Source organism: Streptomyces sp. NA04227 (assembly GCF_013364195.1).
Lineage (GTDB): Bacteria > Actinomycetota > Actinomycetes > Streptomycetales > Streptomycetaceae > Streptomyces.
Genome location: NZ_CP054918.1, coordinates 4,715,255 through 4,727,987, shown reverse-complemented (window position 1 = coordinate 4,727,987; position 12,733 = coordinate 4,715,255). Strand labels below are relative to the sequence as shown.

8 protein-coding genes and 3 rRNA genes are annotated in these 12,733 nt (G+C 64.8%); all 11 read right to left on the bottom strand.

Annotation, left to right across the window (positions count from 1 at the left end):
- Positions 1 to 251: 251 nt before the first annotated feature.
- Complete coding sequence (locus tag HUT18_RS20180) at positions 252 to 350, bottom strand: AURKAIP1/COX24 domain-containing protein (RefSeq protein WP_003948845.1); 99 nt, start codon at positions 348 to 350, stop codon at positions 252 to 254.
- Between the two features lie 132 nt (positions 351 to 482).
- Positions 483 to 692 carry a helix-turn-helix domain-containing protein gene (locus tag HUT18_RS20175; RefSeq protein ID WP_176101998.1) on the bottom strand — a complete coding sequence of 70 codons (210 nt, stop codon included), beginning with the start codon at positions 690 to 692 and terminating at the stop codon, positions 483 to 485.
- 128 nt (positions 693 to 820) lie between these two features.
- Entirely contained in the window at positions 821 to 1,645 is an 825-nt protein-coding gene (locus HUT18_RS20170; RefSeq protein WP_176101997.1) for a phosphatase, read from the bottom strand.
- A 136-nt stretch (positions 1,646 to 1,781) separates the two neighbouring features.
- Positions 1,782 to 2,954 carry an acetoin utilization protein AcuC gene (locus tag HUT18_RS20165; protein ID WP_176101996.1) on the bottom strand — a complete coding sequence of 391 codons (1,173 nt, stop codon included), beginning with the start codon at positions 2,952 to 2,954 and terminating at the stop codon, positions 1,782 to 1,784.
- Between the two features lie 83 nt (positions 2,955 to 3,037).
- Positions 3,038 to 3,694 carry an HAD family phosphatase gene (locus tag HUT18_RS20160; RefSeq protein ID WP_176101995.1) on the bottom strand — a complete coding sequence of 219 codons (657 nt, stop codon included), beginning with the start codon at positions 3,692 to 3,694 and terminating at the stop codon, positions 3,038 to 3,040.
- A 117-nt stretch (positions 3,695 to 3,811) separates the two neighbouring features.
- Positions 3,812 to 3,928: ribosomal RNA gene (gene rrf / locus HUT18_RS20155) — 5S ribosomal RNA — on the bottom strand.
- Positions 3,929 to 4,021: 93 nt separating this feature from the next.
- Positions 4,022 to 7,138: ribosomal RNA gene (locus HUT18_RS20150) — 23S ribosomal RNA — on the bottom strand.
- Positions 7,139 to 7,453: 315 nt separating this feature from the next.
- Positions 7,454 to 8,978 (bottom strand): 16S ribosomal RNA (locus HUT18_RS20145).
- Together the 16S, 23S and 5S rRNA genes form the textbook arrangement of a ribosomal RNA operon.
- Before the next feature lie 756 nt (positions 8,979 to 9,734).
- Positions 9,735 to 10,544, bottom strand: a complete 810-nt coding sequence (proC, locus tag HUT18_RS20140) for a pyrroline-5-carboxylate reductase (RefSeq protein WP_176101994.1) — start codon at positions 10,542 to 10,544, stop codon at positions 9,735 to 9,737.
- Between the two features lie 187 nt (positions 10,545 to 10,731).
- A complete protein-coding gene (locus HUT18_RS20135) occupies positions 10,732 to 11,469 on the bottom strand; it encodes an ABC transporter permease (protein ID WP_176101993.1) in 738 nt (245 codons plus the stop codon).
- Positions 11,466 to 12,503 carry an ABC transporter ATP-binding protein gene (locus HUT18_RS20130; protein WP_176101992.1) on the bottom strand — a complete coding sequence of 346 codons (1,038 nt, stop codon included), beginning with the start codon at positions 12,501 to 12,503 and terminating at the stop codon, positions 11,466 to 11,468. Before HUT18_RS20130 ends, HUT18_RS20135 begins: the two co-directional genes overlap by 4 nt.
- Between the last annotated feature and the right edge of the window lie 230 nt (positions 12,504 to 12,733).

The window sequence follows — 12,733 nt, the reverse complement described above, 5'->3', positions numbered from 1 at the left end:
CGTCACCGGCTGCCGCCCGCGACGCGCACCCGCGCGTACGCGGGACCTGCCGCACGCGCCACGGTAGCGGTTCGCCGTCCGGGCGCAATCGCCGCGCTGTACCGATTCCTCTCGGGAACCCGTTCGGTTCGCCCGGGCATCCGCCGTCCGCCGCACGGCCGGGCACCACGGGCCCGGGCCCGCCGGAAAACGGCCGCGGCCCCCTCACCACGAAGGCGAGAGGGCCGCGGAGCGCTTGTCGTACGCGTCGCTTACTTCTTGTTACGACGCTGAACGCGCGTGCGCTTCAGCAGCTTGCGGTGCTTCTTCTTAGCCATCCGCTTGCGCCGCTTCTTGATAACAGAGCCCACGACTACCCTCGCTCACTTCTTCTCACTCGGTGCTGGGCGACATGGGCCCACACGACCTACGAGGGGCTAGCCTACCCGCCCGAGCGCCGAGCCCGTAATCGAGGGGAAAGCCGCAGTCCTTCTCCAGGCCGCTCAGGCCGTCTCCACCCCCACATAGGACTCTCGGAGGTACTCGTGAACCGCTTGTTCCGGGACGCGGAAGGACCTTCCGACCCGGATCGCGGGCAGATGACCGCTGTGCACCAACCGGTACACGGTCATCTTGGACACTCGCATCACCGAGGCGACTTCCGCCACGGTAAGGAACCGAACCTCGTTCAGAGGCCTCTCGCCACCAGCCATGACACACCTGAACCTTCCGCACACGACGCGCCCCGGCTTCCCCTTCCGGTGACTCCTCGTCGTTGCGTGCTCACTCACCAGGTTAGGGGCGGGTGGTACGAGTGGGGAAGAGGAGGAGCGGAACCCCTTTATCGCGACAGGCGGGCCCGCGCCAACACATGTCGCACAAGTGGCCGGTAGTGATCGGAGCGAACTGCGTCGTCGAGCGGAACGACGACCGAAACGCGTCCCTCGGCCTCGGCGACGAACGGCGCCGGATCATCCGTATCGGCAAGTCCCATGGCATCAATGCCCAGTTGACCTGCTCCGCAGACCCAGCCGTGGTCCCCGACCACGAGTGCGGGAAGCACTTCACCGCCTCCGGCGAGCGCCGCGAGCGCCGTCCGCACCGGCAGGGGCGAGTGCGTGTGCGCTCCTGTTTCACTCCCCGCGCCTGCCGCACCCGTCTCCTCCGCCTCCCGCACCAGGGCTACCCCACGTACGTAATCGAGGCGGTGCAGACGTAGACCGAACCGCGTCGACAGGGGTACGGCCGCCCCCCGCGCCGGGGTGAGCACCGGACAGCCCGCCGCCCACAACGCCTCGGCCAAGGCGGCGTAGAAGCCGAGCAGCCGGTGCGGGTGACCGGTGCCGAACAACACCGGCGCCCCGCGCTCGGCGCATCGCGCGAGCCGGTCCGCGAAGGCGTCCAGGGCGGCCAGGGTGCGCTCGGGGTCGATCTCGTCGGGCCCGGTCCGCCGCGCGGGATCGCCGGAGACCCCGCACCGCTCGGCCATCAACGCCATCACCTGTCGCGGGCACCACTCCCGCACCGGGTCGAGCCCCAGCGTGACGCGCGGATCCCGGTCCGCGAACAACCGGTAGCTGCGCAGGCTGCGTTCACGCGAGGTCGCCACCGTCCCGGCCAGCCCGCTCCTCAGCAGATGCTCCCGCAGCGCCTGAGTACTCAGCACGCTGCGATCGTCGCGCAGACTTCCCGCCCCCGCGCCGCATTGCCCGAACTTGGCCCCGCCCGGCGGAGAGCGCGCACGGCAGTGCCACACCGGCGCGCGCTCCCCACCGCACTACCGGGGAGAGCCGCTAGGGCAACTAGGGCAACAGCCCCCGCAGCGGGAAGACTGCCTTACGCGTGGCCAGTACGGCCTGATCGGTGCGGTCGGCCGGGTCGTAGCCGCTCTCCCAGTCGGCGAACTCGACGGGCCAGGCGCCGTCCGTCATCCGCCGCGGCGCGGGCTGCCGCGTCCGCGCGTACACCTCGTGGCGCCACTCCTCCGGAATCTCGGTCTCCGGCGCGACGGGCCGCCCCGCGGCGATGCCCACCAGATGCGACCAGGACCGCGGCACCACGTCGACCACCGCGTATCCACCGCCGCCGAGCGCGATCCAGCGTCCGTCCGCGTGCTGGTGCGCCAACTCGTGCAGCGCCACCTGTACGGCGCGCTGCGCGTCCAGCGAGACGGCGAGATGGGCGAGCGGATCCTCGAAGTGGGTGTCGGCGCCGTGCTGGGTGACCAGGACCTGCGGCCGGAAGTCCGCGAGCAGTTCGGGCACCACGGCGTGGAACGCCCGCAGCCAGCCCGCGTCGGCGGTGCCCGCGGGCAGCGCCACGTTCACGGCCGTGCCCTCCGCCGCGTCCGCGCCGGTCTCCTGCGGCCAGCCGGTCTGCGGGAAGAGCGTGCGCGGGTGCTCGTGCAGCGAGATCGTCAGTACGCGCGGGTCCTCCCAGAACGCCGCCTGTACGCCGTCGCCGTGGTGCACGTCGACGTCCACGTACGCCACGCGCTCCGCGCCCAGTTCGAGCAGCCGGGCGATCGCGAGCGAGGCGTCGTTGTAGATACAGAATCCCGAGGCGCCGCCGGGCATCGCGTGATGCAGTCCGCCCGCGAAGTTCACCGCGTGCAGCGCCTCCCCGCGCCACACCGCCTCCGCCGCACCCACCGACTGCCCCGCGATCAGCGCCGAGACCTCGTGCATCCCCGCGAACGCGGGATCGTCGACGGTACCGAGGCCGTACGCACTGTCCGCCGCGGCCGGGTCGGCCGAGGCCGCCTTGACCGCGTTCACGTAGTCCTCGCGGTGCACCAGTCTGAGCGTGGACTCGCCGGCCCGCTTGGCCTTCACCACCTCGACGGCACTGTCGAGTCCCAGGGCGCCGACCAGACTCCGGGTCAGCGCGAGCCGGATCGGGTCCATCGGGTGTCCAGGCCCGAAGTCGTACCCCGTTACCGTCTCGTCCCACATCAGCTGTGCGCGGCCACTCATGCCCGTCACCGTACCGGCCGGTCGGCTCACGCAGACAAGAGCGTGGCCGTCCTCACTCGCCACGCCGGGCCGCCCCGGACGGTTCAACGCTCCCCGAGGCCCAGCAGACGCGCCAACTCGCCCATACCGTCGAATAGTTGGGTGGCCCCTTCGAGCCGTTCCGACGGAGTCATCGCCGTGAATCCGAACACATCCATGCCGGCGGCCAGCGCGGCACGCACACCCAGTGGACTGTCCTCGACCACCGCGCACCGGTCCGGTGCCACACCCATACGTTCCGCCGCGTACAGGAAGAGGTCCGGCGCGGGCTTGCCCCGCCCCACGTCCTGCGAGCTGAAAACCCGCTCCCGGTCGAACCACTTGGCCAGGCCGGTACTGCGGTGCCCGACCCGGATCCGGTCATGACTCCCGGAAGAGGCGACGCAGTAGGCGGCGCCCTGGGCCGACAGCTGCTCCAGCAGCTCGGGCACCCCGGCCACCGGCTTCAGGTCCCGCTCGAAAGCGGCGAACACCCGCTGATGGAATATCTCGTCGAAGTCCTCCGGCAGCTTCTGCCCACTGCGCCGGAGAATCGTCTCGTGAATCCGGTGATTCGCCCCGCCCATGTAGTCCCGAAGCGATTCCTCGTACGTGGTCGGGTGCCCGAGTTCCGTGAGGTAGGCGGCGAGTATCCGATTCGACAGCGGCTCGCTGTCGACGAGCACTCCGTCGTTGTCGAAGATCACCAGTTCGTAGCGCATGGGCTCGACCCTACGGGAAGGGCCTGGAGAAGGGTCTGGAAATAGGTCCAGAAATGCGGAAAGCCCCCGTACCGTATCCCGGCACAGGGGCTCACACGCATTATTCTTCTAAAGTTAGTTCGGCGGCGTCCTACTCTCCCACAGGGTCCCCCCTGCAGTACCATCGGCGCTGTAAGGCTTAGCTTCCGGGTTCGGAATGTAACCGGGCGTTTCCCTCACGCTATGACCACCGAAACACTATGAAACACCAACCAGCATCACACCCCATGAACATGGGTGTGGAGGTTGTTCGTGGTTTCAGAACCAACACAGTGGACGCGAGCAACTGAGGACAAGCCCTCGGCCTATTAGTACCAGTCAACTCCACCCCTTACAGGGCTTCCATATCTGGCCTATCAACCCAGTCGTCTACTGGGAGCCTTACCCTCTCAAGGAGGTGGGAATACTCATCTCGAAGCAGGCTTCCCGCTTAGATGCTTTCAGCGGTTATCCCTCCCGAACGTAGCCAACCAGCCATGCCCTTGGCAGAACAACTGGCACACCAGAGGTTCGTCCGTCCCGGTCCTCTCGTACTAGGGACAGCCCTTCTCAATATTCCTACGCGCACAGCGGATAGGGACCGAACTGTCTCACGACGTTCTAAACCCAGCTCGCGTACCGCTTTAATGGGCGAACAGCCCAACCCTTGGGACCGACTCCAGCCCCAGGATGCGACGAGCCGACATCGAGGTGCCAAACCATCCCGTCGATATGGACTCTTGGGGAAGATCAGCCTGTTATCCCCGGGGTACCTTTTATCCGTTGAGCGACGGCGCTTCCACAAGCCACCGCCGGATCACTAGTCCCGACTTTCGTCCCTGCTCGACCCGTCGGTCTCACAGTCAAGCTCCCTTGTGCACTTACACTCAACACCTGATTACCAACCAGGCTGAGGGAACCTTTGGGCGCCTCCGTTACCCTTTAGGAGGCAACCGCCCCAGTTAAACTACCCATCAGACACTGTCCCTGATCCGGATCACGGACCCAGGTTAGACATCCAGCACGACCAGAGTGGTATTTCAACAACGACTCCCCCTGAACTGGCGTCCAGAGTTCACAGTCTCCCACCTATCCTACACAAGCCGAACCGAACACCAATATCAAACTGTAGTAAAGGTCCCGGGGTCTTTCCGTCCTGCTGCGCGAAACGAGCATCTTTACTCGTAGTGCAATTTCACCGGGCCTATGGTTGAGACAGTCGAGAAGTCGTTACGCCATTCGTGCAGGTCGGAACTTACCCGACAAGGAATTTCGCTACCTTAGGATGGTTATAGTTACCACCGCCGTTTACTGGCGCTTAAGTTCTCAGCTTCGCCACACCGAAATGTGACTAACCGGTCCCCTTAACGTTCCAGCACCGGGCAGGCGTCAGTCCGTATACATCGCCTTACGGCTTCGCACGGACCTGTGTTTTTAGTAAACAGTCGCTTCTCGCTGGTCTCTGCGGCCACCCCCAGCTCAGAGCGCGAAGCTCATCACCAGAAATGGCCCCCCTTCTCCCGAAGTTACGGGGGCATTTTGCCGAGTTCCTTAACCATAGTTCACCCGAACGCCTCGGTATTCTCTACCTGACCACCTGAGTCGGTTTAGGGTACGGGCCGCCATAAAACTCGCTAGAGGCTTTTCTCGACAGCATAGGATCATCCACTTCACCACAATCGGCTCGGCATCAGGTCTCACCCACGTGCCATCCGGATTTACCTAGATGACGGGCTACACCCTTACCCCGGGACAACCACCGCCCGGGATGGACTACCTTCCTGCGTCACCCCATCACTCACCTACTACCAGCTCGGGTCACCGGCTCCACCACTTTCCATTCCCCGAAGGGTCCGGAACGGCTTCACGGGCTTAGCATCACTGGATTCAATGTTTGACGCTCTACAGCGGGTACCGGAATATCAACCGGTTATCCATCGACTACGCCTGTCGGCCTCGCCTTAGGTCCCGACTTACCCTGGGCAGATCAGCTTGACCCAGGAACCCTTAGTCAATCGGCGCAAACGTTTCTCACGTTTGTATCGCTACTCATGCCTGCATTCTCACTCGTGAACCGTCCACCACTGCCTTCCGGCGCGGCTTCACCCGGCACACGACGCTCCCCTACCCATCACAGCCTCCGTTGGGAGTATTGCTGCAATGACACGACTTCGGCGGTACGCTTGAGCCCCGCTACATTGTCGGCGCGGAATCACTTGACCAGTGAGCTATTACGCACTCTTTCAAGGATGGCTGCTTCTAAGCCAACCTCCTGGTTGTCTCTGCGACTCCACATCCTTTCCCACTTAGCGTACGCTTAGGGGCCTTAGTCGATGCTCTGGGCTGTTTCCCTCTCGACCATGGAGCTTATCCCCCACAGTCTCACTGCCGCGCTCTCACTTACCGGCATTCGGAGTTTGGCTAAGGTCAGTAACCCGGTAGGGCCCATCGCCTATCCAGTGCTCTACCTCCGGCAAGAAACACACGACGCTGCACCTAAATGCATTTCGGGGAGAACCAGCTATCACGGAGTTTGATTGGCCTTTCACCCCTAACCACAGGTCATCCCCCAGGTTTTCAACCCTGGTGGGTTCGGTCCTCCACGAAGTCTTACCTCCGCTTCAACCTGCCCATGGCTAGATCACTCCGCTTCGGGTCTTGAGCGCGCTACTAAACCGCCCTATTCGGACTCGCTTTCGCTACGGCTTCCCCACACGGGTTAACCTCGCAACACACCGCAAACTCGCAGGCTCATTCTTCAAAAGGCACGCAGTCACGAGACACACAAAGTGTGTCCGACGCTCCCACGGCTTGTAGGCACACGGTTTCAGGTACTATTTCACTCCCCTCCCGGGGTACTTTTCACCATTCCCTCACGGTACTATCCGCTATCGGTCACCAGGGAATATTTAGGCTTAGCGGGTGGTCCCGCCAGATTCACACGGGATTTCTCGGGCCCCGTGCTACTTGGGTGTCTCTCAAACGAGCCGCTAATGTTTCAGCTACGGGGGTCTTACCCTCTACGCCGGACCTTTCGCATGTCCTTCGCCTACATCAACGGTTTCTGACTCGTCCTGCCGCCGGCAGACGACAGAAGAGAGATCCCACAACACCCCAAGCGCAACCCCTGCCGGGTCTCACACGCTTGAGGTTTAGCCTCATCCAGTTTCGCTCGCCACTACTCCCGGAATCACGGTTGTTTTCTCTTCCTGCGGGTACTGAGATGTTTCACTTCCCCGCGTTCCCTCCACATGCCCTATGTGTTCAGGCAAGGGTGACAGCCCATGACGACTGCCGGGTTTCCCCATTCGGACACCCCCGGATCACAGCTCGGTTGACAGCTCCCCGGGGCCTATCGTGGCCTCCCACGTCCTTCATCGGTTCCTGGTGCCAAGGCATCCACCGTGCGCCCTTAAAAACTTGGCCACAGATGCTCGCGTCCACTGTGCAGTTCTCAAACAACGACCAACCACCCACCACCCCGAACCAGAGTCCGAGTTCACTGGGGCCGGCATACCGAAGGGCGAGCTCACGCTCGCACCCTCAGACACCCAACAGCGCGCCCGGCACAGCCAGTTGACGATCTCCACGTTCCACGCTCCGAAGAGCAGTACTAGTGAACCCATCCAACTGTCTGTGCCGAATAGTCAACGTTCCACCCATGAGCGACCATCGCAGGACGTTCGCCTGCGTTATGGCTCTGGACCACCAAGCAAGCTTGGCGGCCTAGATGCTCCTTAGAAAGGAGGTGATCCAGCCGCACCTTCCGGTACGGCTACCTTGTTACGACTTCGTCCCAATCGCCAGTCCCACCTTCGACAGCTCCCTCCACAAGGGTTGGGCCACCGGCTTCGGGTGTTACCGACTTTCGTGACGTGACGGGCGGTGTGTACAAGGCCCGGGAACGTATTCACCGCAGCAATGCTGATCTGCGATTACTAGCGACTCCGACTTCATGGGGTCGAGTTGCAGACCCCAATCCGAACTGAGACCGGCTTTTTGAGATTCGCTCCACCTCGCGGTATCGCAGCTCATTGTACCGGCCATTGTAGCACGTGTGCAGCCCAAGACATAAGGGGCATGATGACTTGACGTCGTCCCCACCTTCCTCCGAGTTGACCCCGGCGGTCTCCCGTGAGTCCCCAGCACCACAAGGGCCTGCTGGCAACACGGGACAAGGGTTGCGCTCGTTGCGGGACTTAACCCAACATCTCACGACACGAGCTGACGACAGCCATGCACCACCTGTACACCGACCACAAGGGGGCGACCATCTCTGGCCGTTTCCGGTGTATGTCAAGCCTTGGTAAGGTTCTTCGCGTTGCGTCGAATTAAGCCACATGCTCCGCCGCTTGTGCGGGCCCCCGTCAATTCCTTTGAGTTTTAGCCTTGCGGCCGTACTCCCCAGGCGGGGCACTTAATGCGTTAGCTGCGGCACGGACAACGTGGAATGTTGCCCACACCTAGTGCCCACCGTTTACGGCGTGGACTACCAGGGTATCTAATCCTGTTCGCTCCCCACGCTTTCGCTCCTCAGCGTCAGTATCGGCCCAGAGATCCGCCTTCGCCACCGGTGTTCCTCCTGATATCTGCGCATTTCACCGCTACACCAGGAATTCCGATCTCCCCTACCGAACTCTAGCCTGCCCGTATCGACTGCAGACCCGGGGTTAAGCCCCGGGCTTTCACAACCGACGTGACAAGCCGCCTACGAGCTCTTTACGCCCAATAATTCCGGACAACGCTTGCGCCCTACGTATTACCGCGGCTGCTGGCACGTAGTTAGCCGGCGCTTCTTCTGCAGGTACCGTCACTTTCGCTTCTTCCCTGCTGAAAGAGGTTTACAACCCGAAGGCCGTCATCCCTCACGCGGCGTCGCTGCATCAGGCTTTCGCCCATTGTGCAATATTCCCCACTGCTGCCTCCCGTAGGAGTCTGGGCCGTGTCTCAGTCCCAGTGTGGCCGGTCGCCCTCTCAGGCCGGCTACCCGTCGTCGCCTTGGTGAGCCACTACCTCACCAACAAGCTGATAGGCCGCGGGCTCATCCTGCACCGCCGGAGCTTTCAACCCTCTCCCATGCGAGAGAGGGTGTTATCCGGTATTAGACCCCGTTTCCAGGGCTTGTCCCAGAGTGCAGGGCAGATTGCCCACGTGTTACTCACCCGTTCGCCACTAATCCACCACCGAAGCGGCTTCATCGTTCGACTTGCATGTGTTAAGCACGCCGCCAGCGTTCGTCCTGAGCCAGGATCAAACTCTCCGTGAATGTTTTCCCGTAATCGGGACGACACATCACGAGAGCGGTGCGAGAGCAAGGAATAATCGCTCTCGCACACAGCGTCCTCGCTGTGTTTTCTTCAAAGGAACCTCGCCCCAGCTGATGCTGGAGACGGGGTATCAACATATCTGGCGTTGACTTTTGGCACGCTGTTGAGTTCTCAAGGAACGGACGCTTCCTTTGTACTCACCCAAGCTACTTTCTCGGGCTTTCCTCCGGGCGCTTCCCTTCGGTGTTTCCAGATTAGCAGATCCGATTTCCGTTTCTGCCACCCTCCGGAGGAGGCTGCCGGTCTGTTCTTCGCTTTCGCGTTTCGCTTTCCGGCGGTGCCGACTCTATCAGAGGTTTTTCGCTCTGATTCCCCGTCAGCGGGGGCTGTCCGAACGGCTGTTGGGCCGCTCCGACGTGAGTGAGACCTTAGCGGAAGTATTCGTCCGGGCCTAATCGAGGGGATGCTCTTTCGAGCTCCTCGAACGGGTCGAACGAAGTTTCCTCATTACGCGGAGGGACATGAAAACGAGCCGACGACGGATCGTGGCTCGGTCTTGATGGGCTCTGCGGAATGGCTGTCCGGGGACCGACCGGAGTCGATGGCTCACGTCGGACAACTCGCAGTACATTACGGATGGCTGAAGAACATGTCAACTCGAGACGGGTCCACGTAGACGGTCCCCCATGGCTACGCATCCGCGCACCCAGCAGTGGGGCGCCGCCTGACGGCGGCGGCCCCGGTCTCGGCCTCGGTCAGCTGCTCCCGGAAGCGAGTTCGCGGCTGCGGTCGCGGGCCGCTTCGAGGGCGGCGATGAGGGCGGCCCGTACGCCGTGGTTCTCCAGTTCGCGGATGGCGTTGATGGTGGTGCCCGCGGGCGAGGTGACGTTCTCGCGCAGCTTGACCGGGTGTTCGCCGCTGTCGCGGAGCATCACGGCGGCGCCGATGGCGGCCTGGACGATGAGGTCGTGGGCCTTGTCGCGGGGCAGGCCGAGCAGGATGCCCGCGTCGGTCATGGCCTCGACGAGGAAGTAGAAGTACGCGGGTCCCGAGCCGGAGAGCGCGGTCGCGGCGTCCTGCTGCGACTCGGGGACACGCAGGGTCTTGCCGACCGCGCCGAAGATCTCCTCGGCGTGGGCGAGGTGGTCGCCGGTGGCGTGGCTGCCCGCGGAGATGACCGACATGGCCTCGTCTACCAGCGCCGGGGTGTTGGTCATGACCCGGACGACGGGCACGCCCGCCGGGAGGCGGTCCTCGAAGAAGGTGGTCGGGATGCCCGCGGCGCCGCTGATGACGAGGCGGTCGGCGGGGATGTGCGCGGACAGTTCCTGGAGCAGCGCGCCCATGTCCTGCGGCTTGACCGTGAGGATCAGCGTGTCGGCGGTCTTGGCCGCCTCCGCGTTGGTGACGACGGTGACGCCGTAGCGGGAGGTGAGCTCCGCCGCGCGTTCGCCGCGGCGGGCGGTGACCACCAGGTCGGAGGTTGCCCAGCCGGACCGGATCATGCCGCTGAGCAGGGCCTCGCCGATCTTGCCGGTGCCGAGTACCGCGACTTTCTGGCTCATGGGAGCGGTTCCTCTTCTCTCGTTGCGTCCCCGGGTGCGGCCCGGTCGCCCGGCCCCGCCCACCCGGTTCCCTCATCCTCGCACCGCGACGGACGCGCGGGCCGTCGTGTCCGAGGGCCGGGACGGGGGCGTACGAGAGAGACGACAAGAAGAGGGAGGGGGCGCCGCACCCGTCCGGCGGCCGTACTCAGGCCGTGCGGCGACGGAGGGTGGCCGCGCCGAGGGCGAGGACGAGGAGGGCGCAGGCGGCGACCACTACGGCGTCGCGTACGAAAGTGCCCGTGACGGTGCTGTGGCGCAGGACCTCGTTCATGCCGTCGACGGCGTACGACATGGGGAGCACGTCGGAGGCCGCCTCAAGAGCGGGGTGCATGGTGTCGCGGGCGGCGAACAGGCCGCAGAGGAGCAGCTGCGGGAAGATCACCGCGGGCATGAACTGGACGGCCTGGAACTCCGAGGCGGCGAACGCCGAGACGAACAGTCCGAGCGCGGTGCCGAGCAGCGCGTCGAGCAGGGCGACCAGGAGCAGCAACCAGGGCGAGCCGGTCACGTCGAGGCCGAGGGCCCACACGGCGAGGCCCGTCGCGAGCGCGGACTGTACGACGGCGAGGGCGCCGAAGGCGAGCGCGTATCCGGCGATCAGGTCGGCCTTGCCGAGCGGCATGGCGAGGAGGCGTTCGAGGGTGCCCGAGGTGCGCTCGCGCAGGGTGGCGATCGAGGTCACCAGGAACATCGTGATCAGCGGGAAGATGCCGAGCAGCGAGGCGCCGATGCCGTCGAAGGCGCGCGGGCTCGCGTCGAACACGTAGCGCAGGAGCAGGAGCATCACGCACGGCACGAGAAGCATCAGCGCGATCGAGCGCGGGTCGTGCCGGAGCTGGCGCAGGACGCGGGCCGCGGTGGCGAGGGTGCGGGAGAGATTCATGGGGTGGTCCTCGGGAGCGGGTGGGTGGGGGCGGTCTCGGTGGCGGTTCCCGTAGTGGTTTCGGTGGCGGTTCCCGTAGTGGTTCCGGTGGCGTCCGGGGTGGGGGCGGGGCCCGCGCTCGGGTCGGGGCCCGCGCTCGGGTCGGAGTCGGAGTCCGGGTGGGGGTCGGTGCCCGTGCGGGCCCGGGCCGCTGCCTCGGCTGCCTCGTCGACGAGGTGGAGGAAGGCCTGCTCGACGGTTTCCGAGCCGGTGCGGTGGCGCAGGGCGTCGGGGCTGTCCTCGGCGAGGAGTTCGCCGTCGCGCAGGAGGAGCAGGCGGTCGCAGCGTTCGGCCTCGTCCATGACATGGGAGGAGACGAGGACGGTCGTACCGCGCTCGGTGGCCAAGGAGCGGAACAGTCGCCACAGGTCGCGCCGGAGTACGGGGTCGAGGCCGACGGTCGGCTCGTCCAGGACCAGGAGTTCGGGGGCGCCGAGCAGGGCGACCGCCAGCGAGACCCGGCTGCGCTGGCCGCCGGAGAGGTTCCCGGCGAGCGAGTCGGCGTGGGAGCCGAGGTCGACATCGTCGATCGCGCGCGTGACCTGCTCCCGGCGCCCGGCCGCCGCGGCCCTGCCCGGCTGGAGCACGGCGGCGAAGTACTCCAGGTTCTGACGCACCGTCAAGTCCTCGTACACGGACGGGGCTTGAGTGACGTAGCCGATACGTGAGCGCAGTGCGGCGACCCCGGCCGGGCTGCCGAGCACCTCCAGCGTTCCGGCGACCTTGGCCTGCGTACCGACGATCGCCCGCATCAGGGTCGACTTTCCGCACCCGGAGGGCCCGAGCAGCCCGGTGATACGGCCGCGCGGGACGGCGAAGTCCAGACCGCGGAGGACGGTACGGGTGCCGCGGACCACGGTGAGGTCGCGGGCGCGGATGGCGGGTGGGCCGGTGTCCGGGCCACCCGCAGTATCGGCCCCACTCGCAGTATCGGCCCCAGTCCCAGCGTCAGTCTCGGTCCCGGCCTCGGGAGCACCTTCCCTCTTATTCATCATGTGATGAATAATGCGTCCGAAGGTCGGGAGACGTCAATGAGGGGAAGGGAGGGAAGTGGCGAGGGAGGGCGCGGAGGACGTCTGCGCACACGGGCCGACCAGGAAAAACGACGAGTGGCGGGCGACAGTGCTGCTGCCTGTCGCCCGCCACTCGTGAACTGCTCTGGACTGCTCTGCTCTTGAACTGCTCTGCTCTGAACTGCTGTGGACCGCGCCGAACCGCCATGGAC